Here is a 19,928-nt window from a genome sequence, read left to right as displayed (position 1 = left end):
TCTCCATGCTTGCACTTGCCTGCGACATCGGCGGGACCAACACCCGCCTCGGCCTTGTCCGCGACGGCATCCTGTTGCCCGGGAGCGCGGGCAGCTATGCCAATGACCGCTTCGAGGATTTCTATGCCGTCGCCGCGACGTACCTGCGCGGACGCGGGGAGAATCGCGTCGACAGCGTCTGCATTGCGCTCGCGGCCGTGGCGACGGCTGAGGGGGCCACGCTGACGAACCGGGACTGGACCATCAGGCGTGATCGCGTGGCGGAGACTTGCGGTGCCGACCGGGTCGATTTCATCAATGATTTCGAGGCGCTGGGTTATGCGATGGGGCAGGTGGAGAAGCTCGAGACGCAATGCCTGACACCGGGCAGGGCGCCCGGCCAGCCGGGGCCGCGTCTGGTGCTCGGCGCGGGTACGGGCTTCAATGCCTCGGCGTGGTGTCCCTCCCGCTTCGGCGGGGCACCGCATGTCGTGGCGGCGGAATGCGGTCATATGACGCTGCCGCTGGCCGGCGCGGCGGAGTTCTCGCTGCAGGGCGCGCTTTCGGCCGGGCGCGGGCGGGCGTCGGTGGAACGCGCCCTGTCGGGCCGCGGCCTCTTTGAGATCTATCAATGGCAATGTGCTGAGGCCGGCCGTGCGCCCTGCATTGCGACGGCTGCGGAGGTGTCGCGCCTTGCGGTCGCCCGGGCGGACAGGGATTGCGAACAGGCCGGGCATATGTTCATGCGCCTGCTCGGGCGGGTCTGCGGCGATCTTGCGCTCGCCTATCTGCCCTTTTCCGGCGTCTATCTCTCCGGTGGCGTCTCGCGCGCCTTTGCCGGGCCTCTGGTGCAGGACCCGGTGTTCCTCGATGCCTTCCGGGCGAAAGGCCGCCAGACGGACTTCATGGAGAGCTTCCCTGTTCACCTGCTCCTCGACGACCGGACGGCGCTCCAGGGCTGTGCGGAGTGGTTGCGCCTTTCCTCGGGCTAATGCCGTCTGGCGACGGTTCTTCCGTTAGCAAAGTCTTTCATATTGCTTGGCAATTGCCGGTTTTGCCGTGGCTGCGGCACTGCTGCCAATCGATTTACCCTGTATGGCCCCGAAGGGGGATTGTCTTTGTCGTCGATATCGTGATTGAATTTTAAAAATGGCATCGGGTGCACGCGCGTGCATGGAGTGCCGAGGGAAAATCGTGTGAAACGGGGAACTGGAATGAACAGGGAAAACATCACCGTACGCGTTCGTCCGCTGCTGGCCGGCGTGGCCTTTTCGTTGTTGCTTGCTTCGGGCGGCATGGCGCCGGCCTTTGCCGAGACGCCGGCCGACACGCTGGTGCAGGCCTGGGCGATCGACGACACGATCACGCTCGACCCGGCCGAATCCTTCGAGCTGAGCCCCGCCGAATTCCTCGGCAACGGCTACGACATGCTGGTGCGTCTCGATATCGACGACACGACCAAGGTCAAGGGCGGCATCGCCGAGAGCTGGGAAGTGTCCGAGGACGGCCTGACCTATACGTTCAAGCTGAAGCCGGGCATCAAGTTCGCCTCCGGCAATCCGGTCACCGCCGAGGATGTCGCCTGGTCCTTCGAGCGCGTCGTCAAGCTCGACAAGAGCCCGGCCTTCATCCTCACCCAGTTCGGCCTTAACGGCGACAATGTCACCGAAAAGGCCAAGGCCGTGGACGAGGGCACGTTCGTCTTCACCGTCGACAAGGCCTATGCGCCGAGCTTCGTGCTCAACTGCCTCACCGCCACCGTGGGCGCCGTGCTCGACAAGAAGCTCGTCATGGAGCACGCCGAAGCCAGGACGCCGAGCGACGACTACAAGTACGACACGGATTTCGGCTATGCATGGTTGAAGACCAACTATGCCGGCTCCGGCCCGTTCAAGATCCGCGACTGGCGCGCCAACGAAATCCTCGTGATGGAGCGCAACGACAACTATTACGGCGAGAAGCCGGCGCTCACCCGCGTCATCTACCGCCATGTCAAGGAAAGCGCGACCCAGCGCCTGATGCTTGAGGCCGGCGACATCGACGTCGCGCGCAATCTCGAACCGGGTGATCTCGAGGCGGTTTCCAAGAATGCCGACCTTGCCACCACCAGCGCGCCGAAGGGTACGGTCTATTACATCAGCCTCAACCAGAAGAACGAGAACCTTTCCAAGCCGGAAGTGCGCGAGGCGTTCAAGTATCTCGTCGACTACGATGCGATCGGCGCCACGCTGATCAAGGGCATCGGAGAGATCCGCCAGACCTACCAGGCCAAGGGCGTGCTCGGCGCGCTCGATGCGAGCCCCTACACGTTCGACGTCGCCAAGGCGAAGGAGCTTCTTGAAAAGGCGGGCCTGAAGGACGGCTTCTCCGTCACCTTCGACGTGCGCAACACGCAGCCCGTGACCGGGATTGCCGAATCCTTCCAGCAGACCGCCGGCCAGGCCGGCGTCAAGGTCGAGATCATTCCCGGTGATGGTAAGCAGACGCTGACCAAATACCGCGCCCGCAACCACGACATGTATATCGGCCAGTGGGGCATGGACTACTGGGATCCGAACTCGAACGCGGAAGCCTTCACATCGAACCCCGACAATGGCGACGAGGTCTCGGTCAAGACCCTGGCCTGGCGCAACGCCTGGGACATCCCAGAGCTGACGGAAGAGGTGAAAGCGGCGCTTCTGGAGCGTGACAACGACAAGCGCGCCGAGATGTACGAGAAGCTGCAGCAGCAGGCGCTGGACACGAGCCCCTTTGTCATGATCTTCCAGCAGACCGAAGTGGCCGGCATGCGCGGCAACGTCAAGAACTACAAGCTCGGGCCGAACTTCGATACGAACTTCCTCGCGCCCGTGACCAAGGACTAAGTCTGAAGGACCGGTCCCTTGAGCACTGCTGAAAGACGAATGCCGGCAAGGCGCGCCAACAGGCGCGCCTTCGCGACCCTCAAATCGATCGCCGGCTTCGTCGTGGTCGTCGCCACCACCTATCTCGGTCTTCTCGCCGTGACCTTCTTCATCGGCCGCGTCGTGCCGATCGATCCGGTGCTGGCGATCGTCGGCGACCGGGCGCCGTCCCATGTCGTCGAACGCGTGCGGCAGGAAATGGGCTTCAACCTGCCCTATTACCAGCAATTCTTCCTCTATGTGAAAGGCGTGCTGCAGGGGGACTTCGGCACCTCGGTGCTCACCACCAATCCGGTGATGACCGATATCCGCCGCGTCTTCCCGGCGACCATGGAGCTTGCCACCGTCGGCACGGTCATCGGCGCCGCCTTCGGCATCCCGCTCGGCGTGCTCGCGGCCGTCCGGCGCGGCAGCCTTGCCGACCAGATCGTGCGCATCGTCGGCCTCGTCGGCTATTCGGTGCCGATCTTCTGGCTCGGCCTCCTCGCCCTCCTCGTGTTCTATGCCCGTCTCGGCTGGACGTCCGGTCCCGGCCGCATGGACGTGGTGTTCGAATACACCTTCACGCCGATCACCGGCTTCTTCCTGCTCGACGCGATCCTCAATCGTGACTGGGCGGCTTTTCGCGACATCGTCTCGCATATCGTGCTGCCGGGCTCGCTACTCGGCTATTTCTCGCTCGCCTATATCAGCCGCATGACGCGGTCCTTCATGCTGAACGAGCTCAGCCAGGAATATATCGTCGCGGCGCGCGCCAAGGGCCTGTCGGAAACCCGCATCATCTGGGGCCATGCGCTGCGCAATGCGGCCGTGCCGCTCGTCACGGTGATCGCGCTCTCCTATGCCGGCCTGCTGGAGGGCTCGGTGCTGACGGAGACCGTCTTTGCCTGGCCGGGCCTCGGCCTCTACATAACCAATTCGCTGCAGAATGCCGACATGAACGCGGTTCTCGGCGGCACCATCGTCATCGGTTCCGTCTTCATCGCCATCAATCTACTTTCCGACGTGCTCTACCGCATGCTCGACCCGCGGACGAGGACACGATGAACGAGACCGCCATGACCCGCCGCGAATGGCTTCTGACCGACCGGCCGCAATCGCGCCTGCAGGCCCGGCTCGGCCGCGCCTATGTCACCTGGGGGCGGTTTGCCGCCAACCGGCTCGCCGTCATCGGCATGCTGATCATCCTCGGGCTGATCGTGCTCGCGCTCTTCGCGCCGCTGCTGGCGCCGTACTCGCCCTATGTCGGCGATCTCGCCAAATCCCGCCTGCTGCCGCCGGACGCTGCCCATTGGCTCGGCACGGACGACCAGGGCCGCGACATCCTCTCGCGCCTCATCTACGGCTCGCGCCTGACGCTCCAGGTCGTGGTGCTGGTCGCCATCATCGCCGCGCCGCTCGGCCTTCTGGTCGGCACGGTCGCCGGTTATGCCGGCGGCTGGGTGGATGCGGTGCTGATGCGCATCACAGACATCTTCCTCGCCTTTCCCAAGCTGGTGCTGGCGCTCGCCTTCGTCGCGGCGCTCGGGCCCGGCATCGGCAATGCCATCATCGCCATCGCCATCACCTCCTGGCCGCCCTATGCGCGCATTGCCCGCGCCGAGACGCTGACGGTGCGCAATTCCGATTATATCTCGGCCGTGCGGCTGATGGGCGCCTCGCCCTGGCGCATCGTGCTGCGCCATATCATGCCGCTCTGCATCTCCTCGCTCATCGTGCGCGTGACGCTCGACATGGCGGGCATCATCCTCACGGCGGCAGGCCTCGGCTTCCTCGGCCTCGGCGCGCAGCCGCCGCTGCCGGAATGGGGCGCGATGATCGCCTCCGGCCGCCGCTTCATCCTCGACCAGTGGTGGGTGGCCGCCATGCCGGGTTTCGCCATCCTCGTCGTCAGCCTCGGCTTCAACCTGCTGGGCGACGGCCTGCGCGATGCGCTGGACCCGCGCGGGAGCAGCCAATGAATACGCTTCTCGACGTCAAGGACCTGCGCGTCTCCTTCCCCACCCGCACCGGCGTGGTGGAGGCGGTGCGCGGTGTTTCCTTCACGCTCGGCCGCGAGCGGCTGGGCATTGTCGGCGAGAGCGGTTCGGGCAAGTCGCAGACCGGCCGCGCCATCATGGGCCTGACGCCGGAGCATGGCCGCATCTCGGCGGAGAAGCTGGAGTTCAACGGCATCGACCTCACCCGGGCGTCGAAGGCCGAGCGGCGGGCGTTGCGCGGCAAGCGCATCGCCATGATCCTGCAGGACCCGAAATATTCGCTCAACCCGGTCATGAGCATCGGCCGCCAGATCATCGAGACGTTGCGCACGCATGAGCCGGTCGGCAGGGCGGAGGCGCGCAGGCGGGCGCTCGACATGCTGGCCGCCGTGCAGATCCGCGATCCCGAGCGCGTCTTCGACCTCTATCCGCACGAGGTCTCGGGCGGCATGGGCCAGCGCGCCATGATCGCCATGATGCTGGTGGCCGGCCCGGAGCTTCTGATCGCCGACGAGCCGACCTCGGCACTCGACGTGACCGTGCAGCTCGACGTGCTCGGCATCCTTCACAGGCTGGTCGCCGATCGCGGCATGGGGCTGATCTTCATCTCGCACGACCTCCGGCTCGTGTCGTCCTTCTGCGACCGGGTCATCGTCATGTATGCCGGGCGCATCGTCGAGGAACTGCCGGCCTCCCGGCTTTCCGAGGCCGAGCATCCCTATACGCGAGGCCTGCTCAACTGCATGCCGAAGATCGGGGTCGACCGGCATCCCCTGCCCGTCCTCGATCGCAAGCCGGAGTGGGCGCTATGACCGCCGCTCTCGCCATCGATGGCCTCAGCGTCGTCTTCGACGATTTCGTCGCGCTCCAGGATGTCAGCCTCACGGTGGCGCCCGGCGAATCCTTCGGGCTCGTCGGGGAATCCGGCTCCGGCAAGTCGACGCTGCTGCGGGCGGTCGCCGGGCTCGCGCCGGTTTCCGACGGCACGATCACGGTCGACGGCAAGCCGCTCGGCGACAAGCGCGACAAGGCCTTCTATCGACAGGTGCAGATGGTGTTCCAGGATCCCTATGGATCGCTGCACCCGCGCCAGACGGTCGACCGGCTGCTGCTGGAGCCGCTCGCCATCCACGGCTTCGACAATTCGGAAAGCCGTATCGTGCGGGCGCTGGATGAGGTGGGGCTCGGCGCGAGCTTCCGCTTCCGCTATTCGCACCAGCTCTCCGGCGGTCAGCGCCAGCGCGTGGCGATCGCCCGGGCGCTGATCCTCGAACCCTCCATCCTGCTGCTCGACGAGCCGACCTCCGCGCTTGATGCCTCGGTGCAGGCCGAGGTGTTGAACCTGCTCGAACAGGTGCGCGCGGCGCGCAAGCTCACCTTCGTCATGGTCAGCCACGACCTTGCCGTCGTCACCCATATGTGCGACCGGCTGATGGTCATGCAGCACGGCCAGGCGGTGGAACAGCTCGCCTCCGCGGACCTTGCGGCGCACCGGGTGACGCAGGACTATACGCGCAGCCTGCTCACGGCCAGCGAAGGCTTCCGCCGAAACGGTTGACCGGGCTCAGCGCCCGCCTTCCTTGATGGATTCCATGGCGACGGAGGTCGAGGTGCTGGCGACATTCGGCAGGCTGGAGATTTTCTCGCCCAGCACCTCCCGGTAGCGACGGATATCGGCGGTGCGGATCTTGATCAGGTAGTCGAAGCGGCCGGCGATCATGTGGCACTCCTCGACCTCCTTGATCTTGCGCACCGCGCTGTTGAAGGCGTTGAGCGCCGCTTCCTTGGTGTCCGAAAGCTTCACCTCGGCGAAGGCGACATGGTCGAGCCCGAGCTTCTTTGGGTTGAGCACGGCGCGGAAGCCGTCGATATAGCCGTCATTGATCAGGCGCTGCAGGCGCAGCGTGCAGGGCGTCTTCGAAAGCCCGACGATTTCGGACATTTCGGTAATGGAAATCCGAGCATTTTCAACGAGAAGATCGAGGATCTTGCGGTCGATTGAGTCGATTTCGCCAGGAACTGGCTTTATCTTGGACATTTGTCTCACCTAAAGCGCCAATATATGGAGATAGCTCCTGTATATACGCATATAATGGTGAGAAAGTCGCACGGCAATCGACTATGTTCCGCGCCAGCGCCATGAGGCTGGAATGCATCGGCAAGCGGTGTATCCTCTCCTCGCATCCAGTGGCCGAACCCGAGATGGTGATGGAAATGGTCCAGTCTGCAAACGAACAACAAATCTCCGCTTTCGCTGACTTCGCGCCGCCGATCCGGCCGCAGGGCGAGCTGCGCCAGCGCATCACCGCCGCCTACCGCACGCCGGAAGAGGACGCGGTCCGGCCGCTGCTCGAAAAGGCCAGCCTGCCGGCCGATGTCGCCGCGCGCATCCGCGAGACCGCGCGCACGCTGATCGTCGCGCTGCGCGCCAAGCACAAGGGCTCGGGCGTCGAGGGACTGGTGCACGAATATTCGCTCTCCAGCCAGGAGGGCGTCGCGCTGATGTGCCTTGCCGAGGCGCTGCTGCGCATTCCCGACAACGCCACGCGCGACGCGCTGATCCGCGACAAGATCTCGGAAGGCGACTGGAAGTCGCATATGGGGGGCGGCCGCTCGCTCTTCGTCAATGCCGCCACCTGGGGCCTCGTGGTCACGGGCAAGCTGACCTCCACCGTCAACGACCGCGGCCTTTCCGCCGCCCTCACGCGCCTCATCGCCCGTTGCGGCGAGCCGGTCATCCGTCGCGGCGTCGACATGGCCATGCGCATGATGGGCGAGCAGTTCGTCACCGGCGAGACCATCGACGAGGCGCTGCGCAATTCGCGCGCCCTGGAGCGCAAGGGCTTCCGCTATTCCTACGACATGCTCGGCGAGGCGGCGACGACGGCCGCGGATGCGGAGCGCTACTATCGCGATTACGAGAACGCGATCCACGCCATCGGCAAGGCCTCGGCCGGCCGCGGCATCTATGAAGGCCCCGGCATCTCGATCAAGCTCTCGGCGCTGCATCCGCGTTACGTGCGCGCCCAGGCCGAACGGGTGATGGGCGAGCTGCTGCCCAAGGTGAAGGCGCTCGCCGCCATCGCGAAGTCCTACAATATTGGCCTCAACATCGATGCCGAGGAGGCCGACCGGCTGGAACTCTCGCTCGACCTTCTGGAAGAGCTTTGCCACGATCCGGCCCTTGCGGGCTGGGACGGCGTCGGCTTCGTGGTGCAGGCCTATGGCAAGCGCTGCCCCTTCGTGCTCGATTTCATCATCGATCTCGCCCGCCGCGCCAACCGGCGCATCATGGTGCGCCTCGTCAAGGGCGCCTATTGGGACGCCGAGATCAAGCGCGCGCAGCTCGACGGGCTGGAGGAATTCCCCGTCTTCACGCGCAAGATCCACACGGACGTCTCCTACATAGCCTGCGCCCGGAAACTGCTGGCGGCGAAGGATGTGGTCTTCCCGCAGTTCGCCACGCACAACGCCCAGTCGCTCGCCACGATCTACCAGCTTGCCGGTCCGGATTTCCGCGTCGGCGACTACGAGTTCCAGTGCCTGCACGGCATGGGCGAACCGCTCTACGACGAGGTCGTCGGCGAGGAGAAGCTGAACCGCCCGTGCCGCATCTATGCGCCGGTCGGCACGCACGAGACGCTGCTGGCCTATCTCGTCCGCCGCCTGCTGGAAAACGGTGCGAACTCCTCCTTCGTCAACCGCATCGCCGATCCCGCCGTCTCGGTCGACGAGCTCATTGCCGATCCGGCTGCCGTCGTGCGCGCCATGCCGGTGCCGGGCGGCAAGCATGACAAGATCGCGCTTCCCGCGGAACTCTACGGCAAGGGCCGCCTGAACTCCGCCGGTCTCGACCTTTCCAATGAGGCGGTGCTGGCGAAGCTGGCGCAGGACCTTGCGAAGACCGCGGCTGTCGAATGGCAGGCCGCGCCTGTCATCGCCGACGGCTCCAGCGAGGGCGAGCGGCGGCCGGTGCTCAATCCGGCCGATCACAGGGACATGGTCGGCACCGTCGTCGAGACGACGGATGCGGGCGTGGCGAAGGCCGCCAGGCTGGCGCTCGAAGGGGCCCCCGCTTGGGCAGCCGTGCCGCCGCGCGAGCGGGGCGACCGGCTCGATCGTGCCGCCGACCTGATGCAGGCGGAGATTGCGACGCTGATCGGCCTTGCCATCCGCGAGGCGGGCAAATCCGCCGCCAATGCCATTGCCGAGGTGCGCGAGGCGATCGACTTCCTGCGCTATTATGCCGAACAGGCGCGGCGTACGCTCGGTGCCGGCCATGCGCCGCTCGGCCCGATCGTCTGCATCAGCCCGTGGAACTTCCCGCTGGCGATCTTCACGGGCCAGATCGCGGCCGCGCTCGTCGCCGGCAACCCGGTGCTGGCAAAGCCGGCCGAGGAAACGCCGCTGATCGCCGCCGAGGCCGTGCGCATCCTGCATGAGGCCGGCATCCCCTCGGGCGCGCTGCAATTGCTGCCCGGCGACGGCCGCGTCGGCGCCGCCCTTGTCGGCGCCCCGGAAACGGCGGGCGTCATGTTCACCGGCTCGACGGAAGTCGCCCGCCTCATCCAGAAGGAACTCTCCGGCCGCCTCTCGCCCGCCGGCAAGCCGATCCCGCTGATCGCCGAGACCGGTGGGCAGAATGCGATGATCGTCGATTCCTCGGCGCTTGCCGAACAGGTGGTGTTCGATGTCATCGCCTCGGCCTTCGACAGCGCCGGCCAGCGCTGCTCGGCGCTGCGCGTGCTGTGCCTGCAGGAGGACGTCGCCGACCGTACGCTCACCATGCTGAAAGGGGCGCTCGCCGAGCTCACGATCGGCCGCACCGACAAGCTGAGTGTGGATACCGGCCCGGTCATCACCGCGGAGGCCAAGCAGACGATCGAGGCGCATATCGAGAAGATGCGCGCGCGTGGCCGCAAGATCGAGCAGGTGGCGCTGCCCGCGGAAGCCGATCGCGGCACCTTCGTTTCGCCCACCATCATTGAGCTGCAGTCGCTTGCCGATCTGGAGCGTGAAGTGTTCGGCCCGGTCCTGCATGTCATCCGCTACAAGCGCGAGGATGTCGACCGTCTGATCGACGATATCAATGCGACGGGCTATGGCCTGACCTTCGGCCTGCACACGCGCCTCGACGAGACGATCGCCCATGTCACCAGCCGCGTGAAGGCGGGCAATATCTACGTCAACCGCAACATCATCGGCGCCATCGTCGGCGTGCAGCCGTTCGGCGGCCGCGGGCTCTCGGGCACCGGGCCCAAGGCCGGCGGCCCGCTCTATATCGGCCGCCTCGTGCAGGTTCCGCCGGTTCCCCCGCAGCACAGCTCCGTGCATATCCAGCCGGCGGTGCTCGATTTCGCCCAGTGGCTGCGCGGCAAGGGTAAGGCCGAGCTTTCCGATCAGGTCCGCGATCTCGGCAGCAATTCGGCGCTCGGGCTGGACCTCGAGCTTCCCGGCCCCGTCGGCGAGAAGAACCTCTATGCGCTCCATCCGCGCGGCCGGATCCTCCTCGCGCCGGCGACGGAGGAGGGCTTGCTCGCCCAGCTCGGCGCGGTATTCGCCACGGGCAACAGGGCGGTGATCGACGCCGCCTCCGGTCTCCAGCCTGCCCTTGCCGGCCTTCCGGCGAGCCTTGCGGCACTGATCTCCTGGTCATCCGACTGGGCGGCGGATGGTCCCTATGCGGGTGCGCTCATCGAAGGGGACGGGGACAGGGTGGTCGAGGCCGCCCGCCGCATCGCCGCACTGCCCGGTCCGCTCGTCCTGACGCAGGCCGCCACCACGGCGGAAATCCGGGCGGGTGCGGATGCCTATTGCCTCAACTGGCTGCTCGAAGAGGTCTCGACCTCCATCAACACGGCGGCCGCCGGCGGCAATGCCAGCCTGATGAGCATCGGCTAAGGCATGATAAAAAACCGGGCCGCTCCTTCGAGCGGCCCGGTTTCGTTTTCCGACTATCCGGCACCCTCCCAGGGCTTCGCAAGGGACGGGTGCGGCATTGCCAGGAGATCGATGGCGCGGGCGGCGAGGTGGTCGACGATGTCGGCCACGGATTGCGGGCGATGGTAGAAGGCCGGCACCGGGGGCATGACGATCGCGCCCATCTCTGTGACGGCGCACATGTTGCGCAGATGGCCGAGATGCAGCGGCGTCTCGCGCGCCAGAAGGACGAGCCGGCGCCGCTCCTTCAGCTGCACGTCGGCCGCGCGGCCGATCAGCGTGTCGGTGCGACCGGTGGCGATGGCCGAAAGCGTCTGCATGGAGCAGGGGGCGACAATCATGCCGCGGACGGGGAACGAGCCGCTGGCGATCGATGCGCCGATATCGCCTGTCGGATGATGGCGATGGACGAGCGGCAACAGGCGTTCCAGCGCGTCCGTGCCGCATTCGAGGTCCAGCGTGCGGCGCGCGGCATCGGAGACCACGAGATGGGTTTCGACGCCGCCGAGCGTGGCCAGCCGCTCGACGATACGCACGGCCAGTGCCGCGCCGGAAGCGCCCGTGATGCCGACGATCACCCGTTCGGTCTTCATGCGAACGGCTCCGGAAGGCCTAGGGATGCCCACAGGCCGTCCACCCTGGCGACCACGTCGGGCGTCATGGCGAGGACCCGGCCCCATTCCCGCTCGCTCTCCGTGCCGATCTTCCGCGTCGCATCCAGCCCGAGCTTGCCGCCGAGGCCGGATTTCGGGGACGCGAAGTCGAGATAGTCGATCGGCGTGTTTTCCACGAGCATCAGGTCGCGGCCGGCATCGAAGCGGGTGGAGAGCGCCCAGATCACGTCCGGCCAGCTTTTCACGTCGATGTCGCCGTCGACGGCGATGATCAGCTTGGTGTAGCTGAACTGCGGCAGCATGGACCAGAGACCCATCATCACCCGCCGCGCCTGGCCGGGATAGCGCTTGTCGATGGAAACCACCATGGCGCGGTAGGAGCAGGCCTCGGGCGGCAGCCAGAGGTCCAGGATCTCCGGGAACTGGCGCTTCACCAGCGGCACGAAGAGCTCGTTCATCGCCTCGCCCAGCCTCGACGGCTCGTCCGGCGGCCGGCCGGTATAGGTGGAGAGGTACAGCGGGTCCTTCCGCAGGGTGATCGCCGAGAGCGTCATGACCGGGAAGGGCTCGACGGCATTGTAGTAGCCGGTGTGGTCGCCATAGGGGCCTTCGTCCGCCGTCTCGCTGGCCGAGACCGTGCCTTCCAGCACGATTTCCGCACTGGCGGGGATGGGCAGCGGCACGGTGAGGCCACAGGCCGTCTCCTGTCGCCGGCCGTTCAGCACACCGGCAAAGCCGAGTTCGCTCAAGCCGTCGGGCAGCGGCATGACGGCGGCAAGGATCGTCGTGGGATCGGCACCGATGACGACCGCGACGGGCATGTCGCGCCCGGACGCCTGCCAGAGGCGATGGTGGCGCGCCCCGCCGCGATGGGCGAGCCAGCGCATGATGAGCCGGTTCTTGCCGAGCTTCTGCATGCGGTAGATGCCGACATTGATGTCCGCCGGGTCGTCCGGCGCCTGGGTGATGACGAGCGGCCAGGTGACGAGCGGGGCAGGCTCGCCCGGCCAGCAGGTCTGGATCGGCAGGCGGTCGAGATCGGCCTCCTCACCCTGCCAGACGATCGCCTGGCAAGGGGCGCGGCGGACCGTGCGCGGGTTCATCGACAGGGCGGCCTTCAGGTGGGGCAGCTTCTGCCAGGCATCGCGCAGGGAGCGTGGTGGCTGCGGGTCGCGCAGGTCCGCGAGGAAGGCGGCAAGGTGCGGCAGGCCGCCGGCCTCAAGGCCCAAGCCCCATTCGATGCGCTCGCGCGTGCCGAAGAGATTGGCGAGAAGCGGGATGGGCTGGATGCGGCCCGCGGCATCCACCGGCCGTTCGAAGAGCAGCGCCGGCCCGCCCTCGGCCAGCACGCGGCGATGGATTTCCGTCACCTCGTGGACGAGCGATACCGGCTCGCAAATGCGCGTCAGCCGCGCCCGCCGCTCCAGGAGGGCGACGAAATCCTGAAGGCCGTCGAAACGGCGCGGAACGGGGGCATCGGCTTTCATGACGCTCCCTTGCCGGGGAAAAACGTCACGGTCTTTGTGCTGGCGCAAACTCTTGGCGCCCGAGGCTCCCTAGGGTCCAGACGTTCGTTTCTGGAAAGTCCCGCATGCCATCGCTTCCGCCTCTTCTCGTCAAACCGGTCGATCTTGCGCCTCTCTGGCTAGTGGAACGGGTGGCGCGCCACCTGTTTTCCGGCGTGCTGAAGGCCCATCCCGATCTCTTCGAACGGCTCGGCGCCTATCGTGAGACCCGTTACGGCTTCTCGCCCGTCGATCTGCCGCTGCATTTCACCGTCGTGCCGGCCATGAAGACGCTCGCCGTCTCGCGCGGCGCTCCGCCGCCGGTCGATGCGCGCATCGAGGGACCGCTGGTGCTGCTTCTCGGCCTGCTCGAAGGGCGCTGCGATGCGGATGCGCTGTTCTTCTCGCGCGACCTTTCGGTCACCGGCGACATGGAGGCGATGCTGGCGCTGCGCAACGCGCTCGACGACAGCGCCATCGACCTGCCGCGCGAGCTCGGCGCGCTGGCCGGCCCGCTCTCGCCGCTCGTCGCCGGCATGGCGCGCTATATCCGCGGCAAGGCGCTCGAAGGAAGGGACGCGACATGGAACTGATCTGCCCCGCCGGCACGCCCGCCGCCTTCCGCGAGGCGGTGGAGGCCGGTGCCGATGCCGTCTATTGCGGCTTTCGCGACGAGACCAATGCCCGCAACTTCCCGGGCCTCAACTTCAGCCGCGAGGAGCTGCGCCAGTCGATCGCGCTTGCCCGCCGCAAGAAGGTGCAGACCTTCGTCGCGCTCAACACCTTCATGCGGGCGGGCGACGAGGCGCTCTGGTATTCGGCCGCCGACGATGCGGTGGCGATGGGCGCCGATGCGCTGATCCTCGCCGATTTCGGCCTGATGGCCTATGTCGCGGAAAAGTATCCGGAGCAGCGGCTGCACGTCTCCGTCCAGGCCTCCGCCTCGAACCCGGAGGCGATCCGCTTCCTCGTCGAAGCCTTCGGGGCAAAGCGCGTCGTGCTGCCGCGCGTGCTGACCGTGCAGGACATCGCCCGGCTGACGCGGCAGATCGATTGCGAGGTCGAGGTCTTCGCCTTCGGCGGGCTCTGCGTCATGGCGGAGGGGCGCTGCTCGCTCTCCTCCTATGCGACGGGCAAGTCGCCCAACATGAACGGCGTCTGCTCGCCGGCGAGCCATGTCCGCTACCGGCAGGACGGCGCGGACCTCGTCTCCGAGCTCGGCGCCTACACGATCAACCGCTTCGGCCCCGGTGAGGCCTCCGGCTATCCGACGCTCTGCAAGGGGCGCTTCGAGATCGGCGACGTCGAGGGCTACGCCTTCGAGGACCCCGTCTCGCTCGACGTCATCGACGAGATCGACGCGCTGCGCGCGGCCGGCGTCTCGGCGCTGAAGATCGAGGGGCGCCAGCGCGGCAAGGCCTATGTCGCCGAGGTGGTGTCGTCGCTCAAGAAGGCGCTCGGTGCCTCGCCCGGTGAGCGCGCGGCACTCGTCGCCCGGCTCCGCGCGATGAGCGAGGGCCAGCGCACGACGACGGGCGCCTATGACAAACGCTGGCGATAGGAGACGGTGATGGTGACGACAGGCAAACCGGCGCTGAGCCTCGGCCCGGTCTACTTCCTCTGGGACGGGCCGAAATGGCGGGACTTCTACTTCCGCATCGCCGACGAGGCGGTGGTCGAGCATGTCACGCTCGGGGAAACGGTCTGTTCCAAGCGCCAGCATTTCAGCGAGCCGCATGTCGCCGAGGTCGTCGAGCGGCTGGAGGCGGCGGGCAAGCGCGTGACGCTCTCCACGCTCGCCATGGTCACGCTGCCGCGCGAAAGCCGGCATGTGCGTGACCTGATCGCCGACAGCCTGCATCCGGTGGAGGCGAACGACCTGTCCGCGCTCGGCCTCCTCAAGGGCCGGCCGCATTCGATCGGCCCGCTGGTCAATGTCTACAATGCGGCGACGGCCCGCACGCTTGCCGCCCGCGGGGCGGAGAACATCTGTCTGCCGCCGGAGCTGCCCGCAGGCTCCATCCGGCAGATGCTGGAGGCCATGCCGGATCTCTCCTTCGAGGTCTTCGCCTTCGGCCGCATGCCGCTCGCCATTTCCGCGCGCTGCGCCCATGCGCGCTCCAAGGGGCTGACGAAGGACAATTGCCAGTTCGTCTGCGGCGAGGAGCTCGACGGCCTGCCGCTGCGCACGCTCGACCGCCAGTCCTTCCTCGTGCTGAACGGCGTGCAGACCCTGTCGAACAGCTGCGTCGTGCTCGTCGATGATCTTGCACCGCTCGTCGAAGCGGGTCTTTCGCGCGTGCGGCTCTCGCCGCAGGATTGCGACATGGTGAAGGTGGCAAGGCTCTACCGCGGGGTGCTCGACGGCAGGATCGATGGCGAGGAGGCGATCGCGGACCTGGCGAGGGTCTATCCCGGCGTGCGCTTCTCGAACGGTTTCCTGCACCGGCAGGAGGGCGCGGCCTGGGTGTCGCGCGGGCGGAACGCGGCGATGGGACGGGACTGAGGGCGGTCAGGCGAAGACGTCGCGCGCCTCCGCCTTGGCGGCGATGAGCGTCTCCAGGATCATCTGTTCGGAAAAGACATGGCGGCGCAGGCTTTCCTGGAAGCCGCTTATCATGCGTGACACCGTCTCGGGCGAAAGCCCGCAGTGACCGTCGGCGACGGCCTTCAGCGTCAGCGAGAGCTCCTCGGCGGCGAGCCGGTCGCAACGGTGCTCCGCCTTCAGGCGCTCGATCGCCAGGGCGGCGAAGCAGGAGCCGGCATGCCGGTCGAAATCCGGGAAGAGCAGGCGCTCCTCCAGCTCGTGCACGGCCCTGAGGGCGGGCGGAATGGCGTCGGCGAGCGCACGCAGCTCACCGGCGGTGCCCGGTTCGCCTGCGATCTCTTCGAGATGCAGGCAGAGATCGAGCAGGGCCTGGTGAAGCGTTTCCAGCCGGTCGATATCGGCGGCGTTAAGGCTCGCATCGTCCATCGCCGCCTCCTACTGGCCGAAGAAGAGCACGGCGGCGATGACAACAGAGGCGCTGACGGCGGACAGCGTTCCCGCGCCCTGCAGCACGCCCATGCGGTAGAGCATCAGGGCGAAGCCGGCGATAACCGGAGCGGCGATGAGGAGACCGAACTGTGCATCCGTCATGGGAAGGTCCTTTCCGTTGCCGCCATCATGCCGTGTCCGGCATTGCCGCTCTTTGCGCCGGCGCAAAGAAGCCCGCGGCTTCCTGGGCTAGGGCTGGACCATGGCGACGATGGACGATATGCGCACGGCGGTTGCGAAGGCGGAGAGCGGGGAGGGCGATTGCCTTCTTCTCTGGATCCTGGTGTGGAGCGAACTTGCGGCCTTCGGCGCGCTGCTCGTCGCCTTCATGGTGATGACGCTGGTGGACGTCGCCAATGCATCCTTCCTGCGCGCGCATCTTCATCCCGGCCTTGCCGCGCTCAACACGGTCCTTCTCGTCCTCAGCGGCTGGCAGGCGGCGCTGGCGGTTCGCCGCGGGGCGGATCTTTCGGGCGTTCGCCGCTCCCTCGTCCTTGCGGGCCTTCTCGGCCTTGCCTTCGCGGCGGTGAAACTCGCCGAATATGGGATGGAGGTCCGCTCCGGCATCGGCGGGGCGGGCACGCTTGCCGAACTCTATTTCCTCGTCACCGGCTTCCACCTGCTGCACGTCGTCTTCGGCGCGGCCATCCTCTTCCTTGTCGCCTGGCGCCCGTCGCGGAGCAATGTCGTGATGATCGCGACGCTCTGGCATGCGATCGACCTCGTCTGGCTCGTGATGTTCCCGATCGTCTACCTCACCTGAGACCGCCATGACCCGACAGGCCCGCGAACAGTTCATCGCCACCCTCGCCATGCTGCTGACGCTCGCCGTCGGCGGCGCCCTCGTCGGCGGGCTCAGCGGCGGGCTCCTGGTGCCGATCACCGCGGTGCTGATCATGGCCTATGCGAAGGGCCGTTTCGTCATCCTCGATTTCATGGAGTTGCGCGCGAGCCGCAGCGCGCTGCGGCCGGCCCTGCTTGCCTGGCCGGCGCTGCTTCTGTCGCTGGCGCTCGCCCGCTCGGTCCTCGGCGCGCTCATCGGCTGACGAACCGCCCCGCTCTTTGCCAATGCGCAAAGAAGGCTTTTCCCCTGCCGCTAGAACAAGGACGTCCCGCAATGCCGGCGAGGGGATCGCCGGCAGAAAGTCGGCGGGGGTTTTTCGCCGGAGCCATGGAGTTTCCGGCAAGGGAAAGGACCATGGGATGGCAGAGCGCCTTACCAAGACCGGGGCCCGCAACGTCTTCTATGGCGGGTCCATCTTCTTCTTCACGATCTTCGTCGGGCTGACCGCCCACTCCCATTACTACATGCGCACGACCGCCACCGACGAGACGACGCTGACCGACAGCGTCGCGCGCGGCAAGCATGTCTGGGAGAAGAACGCCTGTATCAACTGCCACACGCTGCTCGGCGAAGGCGCCTATTTCGCGCCCGAGCTCGGCAATGTGTGGAAGCGCTACGGCGGTGCCGATGATCCGGAAGGCGCGCGCGAGGCCTTCAAGGCCTGGATGGCGGCGCAGCCGAGCGGGGCGGAGGGCCGGCGGCAGATGCCGCAGTTCAACCTCACCGAACAGGAACTCAACGATCTCGCCGACTTCCTCGAATGGACGAGCAAGATCAACACCCAGAACTGGCCGCCGAACGATGCCGGCTGAAGCCTTTCCGTTCTTACGCAATTCCGGACGCAAAACCGCGTCGCACTTTTGCTGGAATTGCTCCCGGCGTTCAGGAGACAAGAGATGAAATATCAAACGCAAAAGGTCGCCATGCTGTATTTCTACGGCGCGCTCGGCCTGTTCCTCGCCCAGGTGGCTTTCGGCGTCCTTGCCGGCACGATCTACGTGCTGCCGAACACGCTCTCCGAGCTGCTGCCCTTCAACATCGTGCGCATGATCCACACCAATGCGCTCGTCGTCTGGCTGCTCATGGGCTTCATGGGCGCCACCTACTACATGATCCCGGAGGAGACCGAGACGGAGCTGTACAGCCCGAAGCTCGCCGTCCTGCAGTTCTGGATGTTCTTCGTGGCAGCGGGCCTGACGGTGGTCGGCTACATGTTCCGCATCCATGAGGGCCGCGAATTTTTGGAACAGACCTTCATCGCCAAGGTCGGCATCGTCGTCGTCGTCCTGATGTTCCTCTTCAACATCACCATGACGGCGCTGAAGGGCCGTAAGACCACGGTCATCAACATCCTGCTCTTCGGCCTGTGGGGGCTTGCGCTCTTCTTCCTCTTCGCCTTCTACAACCCGGTCAACCTGGCGCTCGACAAGATGTACTGGTGGTACGTCATCCACCTGTGGGTCGAAGGCGTCTGGGAGCTGATCATGGCTTCCGTGCTCGCCTTCCTGATGATCAAGCTCAACGGCATCGATCGCGAGGTCGTGGAAAAGTGGCTCTATGTCATCGTCGGCCTCGCGCTCTTCTCGGGCATCCTCGGCACCGGCCACCATTATTACTGGATCGGCGCGCCGGGCTACTGGCAGTGGATCGGCTCGCTGTTCTCGACGCTGGAAGTGGCGCCCTTCTTCACCATGGTCATCTTCACCTTCGTCATGACCTGGAAGGCCGGCCGCAACCACCCGAACAAGGCGGCTCTCCTCTGGTCGATCGGCTGCTCGGTCATGGCCTTCTTCGGCGCGGGCGTCTGGGGCTTCCTGCACACGCTGTCGTCGGTCAACTACTACACCCACGGCACGCAGGTCACCGCCGCGCATGGGCACCTCGCCTTCTTCGGCGCCTATGTGATGCTGAACCTTGCCATGATGGCCTATGCGATCCCGGAAATCCGCGGCCGCGCGCCGTTCAACCAGTGGCTCTCCATCGCCAGCTTCTGGATCATGTGCACGGCCATGTCTGTCATGACCTTCGCGCTCACCTTCGCCGGCGTCGTGCAGGTCCACCTGCAGCGCGTGCTCGGCGAGGGCTTCATGGACGTCCAGGACCAGCTCGCGCTGTTCTACTGGGTGCGCCTCGGCTCGGGCGCCGTCGTGCTCGTCTCGGCGCTGATGTTCATCTGGGCGGTGCTCGTGCCCGGCCGGGAGCGTAGCGACAGCCTCACCCGGATGGTCCAGCCGGCCGAGTGAGCGCTGGCCGGCCCCGTCATCCCGCGGGGCCGGCACCTTCTTTCGACAGTTTCTTGGAGATCAGAATGAACGTCCTCCTCAAGGATACGCCCCGTCCCGTTCCGGATATCCCGGCCTACAGCCCCTCCGGCAACGAATGCGCCCTGTTCGAGACGGCCTGGACGCGCCAGCTTCCGCTGCTCCTGAAGGGGCCGACCGGCTGCGGCAAGACCCGTTTCGTCAGCCACATGGCGGCAAGGCTCGGCCTTCCGCTCTCCACCGTCTCCTGCCATGACGATCTTTCGGCCGCCGACCTCACCGGCCGCTACCTCCTGAAGGGCGGTGATACGGTCTGGGTGGACGGGCCCCTGACCCGGGCGGTGCGCCAGGGTGGCGTGTGTTATCTCGACGAGATCGTCGAGGCGCGCAAGGACGTCGCCGTCGTGCTGCATCCGCTCACCGACGACCGGCGCATCCTGCCGCTGGAGCGCACCGGCGAGGTGCTGGAAGCGCCGCCCGGCTTCATGCTCGTCGTCTCCTACAATCCCGGCTACCAGAACCTCCTGAAGGCGCTGAAGCCCTCCACCCGCCAGCGCTTCGTCGCCATCGAGTTCGACTTCCTGCCGAAACCCCAGGAAATCGCCGTTGTCGCGAGTGAAAGCGGGCTGGACGAAGCGCAGGTCGCGCCGCTCGTCGCGCTGGCACATCGGTTGAGGGCGCTCAAGGGGCACGACCTGGAAGAGGGTGTCTCCACCCGCCTCCTCGTCTACTGCGCCTGCCTCATCGACAGCGGCATGACCATGCGCGAGGCGGTGCGGGCGGCGATGATCGAGCCGCTGACCGACGAGCCGGATGTCCGGGCCGCCCTTCTCGAAATCGCCGACGCGATGATCCGCTGAGGAACC

20 protein-coding genes are annotated in these 19,928 nt (G+C 66.4%); 15 read left to right on the top strand and 5 right to left on the bottom strand.

The annotated features are described in order from the left end of the window. Positions 1-5: 5 nt before the first annotated feature. The 6 genes from shn_RS16650 (at position 6) to shn_RS16625 (ending at position 6,419) form a co-directional block, all read left to right on the top strand. Complete coding sequence (locus shn_RS16650; protein ID WP_064331408.1) at positions 6-971, top strand: glucokinase; 966 nt, start codon at positions 6-8, stop codon at positions 969-971. Positions 972-1,193: 222 nt separating this feature from the next. Continuing rightward, positions 1,194-2,843 (top strand): ABC transporter substrate-binding protein, encoded by a 1,650-nt coding sequence (locus shn_RS16645; protein WP_064331407.1) that lies wholly within the window; start codon positions 1,194-1,196, stop codon positions 2,841-2,843. A gap of 39 nt (positions 2,844-2,882) precedes the next feature. After that, the gene (locus shn_RS16640; RefSeq protein WP_064331406.1) at positions 2,883-3,929 is read left to right on the top strand and encodes an ABC transporter permease; all 1,047 of its coding nucleotides are present in this window, start codon (positions 2,883-2,885) and stop codon (positions 3,927-3,929) included. Beyond that, positions 3,926-4,843, top strand: coding sequence for a nickel transporter permease (gene nikC, locus shn_RS16635; RefSeq protein WP_064331405.1), 918 nt, complete (start codon positions 3,926-3,928; stop codon positions 4,841-4,843). The genes shn_RS16640 and nikC overlap by 4 nt, the downstream gene beginning before the upstream one ends. Continuing rightward, positions 4,840-5,673, top strand: coding sequence for an ABC transporter ATP-binding protein (locus shn_RS16630; RefSeq protein WP_064331404.1), 834 nt, complete (start codon positions 4,840-4,842; stop codon positions 5,671-5,673). The genes nikC and shn_RS16630 overlap by 4 nt, the downstream gene beginning before the upstream one ends. Then, positions 5,670-6,419 (top strand): ABC transporter ATP-binding protein, encoded by a 750-nt coding sequence (locus shn_RS16625; RefSeq protein WP_064331403.1) that lies wholly within the window; start codon positions 5,670-5,672, stop codon positions 6,417-6,419. The genes shn_RS16630 and shn_RS16625 overlap by 4 nt, the downstream gene beginning before the upstream one ends. A gap of 6 nt (positions 6,420-6,425) precedes the next feature. Here the strand turns inward: shn_RS16625 and shn_RS16620 are convergent, their stop codons facing one another. After that, complete coding sequence (locus shn_RS16620) at positions 6,426-6,899, bottom strand: Lrp/AsnC family transcriptional regulator (RefSeq protein WP_064331402.1); 474 nt, start codon at positions 6,897-6,899, stop codon at positions 6,426-6,428. Positions 6,900-7,075: 176 nt separating this feature from the next. Here shn_RS16620 and putA point away from each other — a divergent pair, with 176 nt between their 5' ends. Beyond that, positions 7,076-10,762, top strand: coding sequence for a trifunctional transcriptional regulator/proline dehydrogenase/L-glutamate gamma-semialdehyde dehydrogenase (putA, locus tag shn_RS16615; RefSeq protein ID WP_064332655.1), 3,687 nt, complete (start codon positions 7,076-7,078; stop codon positions 10,760-10,762). Positions 10,763-10,815: 53 nt separating this feature from the next. Here putA and shn_RS16610 read toward each other — a convergent pair whose 3' ends face one another. Further along, entirely contained in the window at positions 10,816-11,394 is a 579-nt protein-coding gene (locus shn_RS16610) for a UbiX family flavin prenyltransferase (RefSeq protein ID WP_064331401.1), read from the bottom strand. Continuing rightward, on the bottom strand, positions 11,391-12,902 hold the full coding sequence (locus shn_RS16605; protein WP_064331400.1) for a UbiD family decarboxylase: 1,512 nt from the start codon (positions 12,900-12,902) through the stop codon (positions 11,391-11,393). Before shn_RS16605 ends, shn_RS16610 begins: the two co-directional genes overlap by 4 nt. 104 nt (positions 12,903-13,006) lie before the next feature. Here shn_RS16605 and shn_RS16600 point away from each other — a divergent pair, with 104 nt between their 5' ends. The 3 genes from shn_RS16600 to shn_RS16590 are packed head-to-tail and all read left to right on the top strand — an operon-like array spanning position 13,007 to position 15,426. Further along, complete coding sequence (locus tag shn_RS16600; protein WP_064331399.1) at positions 13,007-13,513, top strand: SCP2 domain-containing protein; 507 nt, start codon at positions 13,007-13,009, stop codon at positions 13,511-13,513. Continuing rightward, a complete protein-coding gene (locus tag shn_RS16595) occupies positions 13,504-14,481 on the top strand; it encodes a peptidase U32 family protein (protein ID WP_064331398.1) in 978 nt (325 codons plus the stop codon). The genes shn_RS16600 and shn_RS16595 overlap by 10 nt, the downstream gene beginning before the upstream one ends. A 9-nt stretch (positions 14,482-14,490) precedes the next feature. Continuing rightward, the gene (locus shn_RS16590) at positions 14,491-15,426 is read left to right on the top strand and encodes a U32 family peptidase (protein ID WP_064331397.1); all 936 of its coding nucleotides are present in this window, start codon (positions 14,491-14,493) and stop codon (positions 15,424-15,426) included. Positions 15,427-15,432: 6 nt separating this feature from the next. Here the strand turns inward: shn_RS16590 and shn_RS16585 are convergent, their stop codons facing one another. Together shn_RS16585 and shn_RS36440 are read right to left on the bottom strand one after the other, a co-directional pair. Next, a complete protein-coding gene (locus tag shn_RS16585; protein ID WP_064331396.1) occupies positions 15,433-15,894 on the bottom strand; it encodes a hemerythrin domain-containing protein in 462 nt (153 codons plus the stop codon). Between the two features lie 9 nt (positions 15,895-15,903). Further along, complete coding sequence (locus shn_RS36440; protein ID WP_023514989.1) at positions 15,904-16,059, bottom strand: hypothetical protein; 156 nt, start codon at positions 16,057-16,059, stop codon at positions 15,904-15,906. 109 nt (positions 16,060-16,168) lie between these two features. On the opposite strand from shn_RS36440, the gene shn_RS16580 reads away from it, so the two are divergent. The 5 genes from shn_RS16580 to shn_RS16560 all read left to right on the top strand — a co-directional run bounded on the left by shn_RS16580 (position 16,169) and on the right by shn_RS16560 (position 19,922). Then, positions 16,169-16,720, top strand: coding sequence for a cytochrome c oxidase subunit 3 (locus shn_RS16580; protein ID WP_133033755.1), 552 nt, complete (start codon positions 16,169-16,171; stop codon positions 16,718-16,720). 7 nt (positions 16,721-16,727) lie between these two features. After that, positions 16,728-17,003, top strand: coding sequence for a cytochrome C oxidase subunit IV family protein (locus shn_RS16575; protein WP_064331394.1), 276 nt, complete (start codon positions 16,728-16,730; stop codon positions 17,001-17,003). A gap of 157 nt (positions 17,004-17,160) precedes the next feature. Next, positions 17,161-17,613, top strand: coding sequence for a c-type cytochrome (locus shn_RS16570; RefSeq protein ID WP_064331393.1), 453 nt, complete (start codon positions 17,161-17,163; stop codon positions 17,611-17,613). Positions 17,614-17,697: 84 nt separating this feature from the next. Next, positions 17,698-19,044 carry a nitric-oxide reductase large subunit gene (locus shn_RS16565; protein ID WP_064331392.1) on the top strand — a complete coding sequence of 449 codons (1,347 nt, stop codon included), beginning with the start codon at positions 17,698-17,700 and terminating at the stop codon, positions 19,042-19,044. Positions 19,045-19,109: 65 nt separating this feature from the next. Continuing rightward, positions 19,110-19,922 (top strand): CbbQ/NirQ/NorQ/GpvN family protein, encoded by an 813-nt coding sequence (locus shn_RS16560; RefSeq protein ID WP_064331391.1) that lies wholly within the window; start codon positions 19,110-19,112, stop codon positions 19,920-19,922. The last annotated feature ends 6 nt before the right edge of the window (positions 19,923-19,928 follow it).

It is taken from the genome of Shinella sp. HZN7, from assembly GCF_001652565.1.
In the GTDB taxonomy this organism is placed as follows: Bacteria; Pseudomonadota; Alphaproteobacteria; order Rhizobiales; family Rhizobiaceae; genus Shinella; species Shinella granuli.
This window is presented reverse-complemented; position numbering and strand designations above follow the sequence as displayed.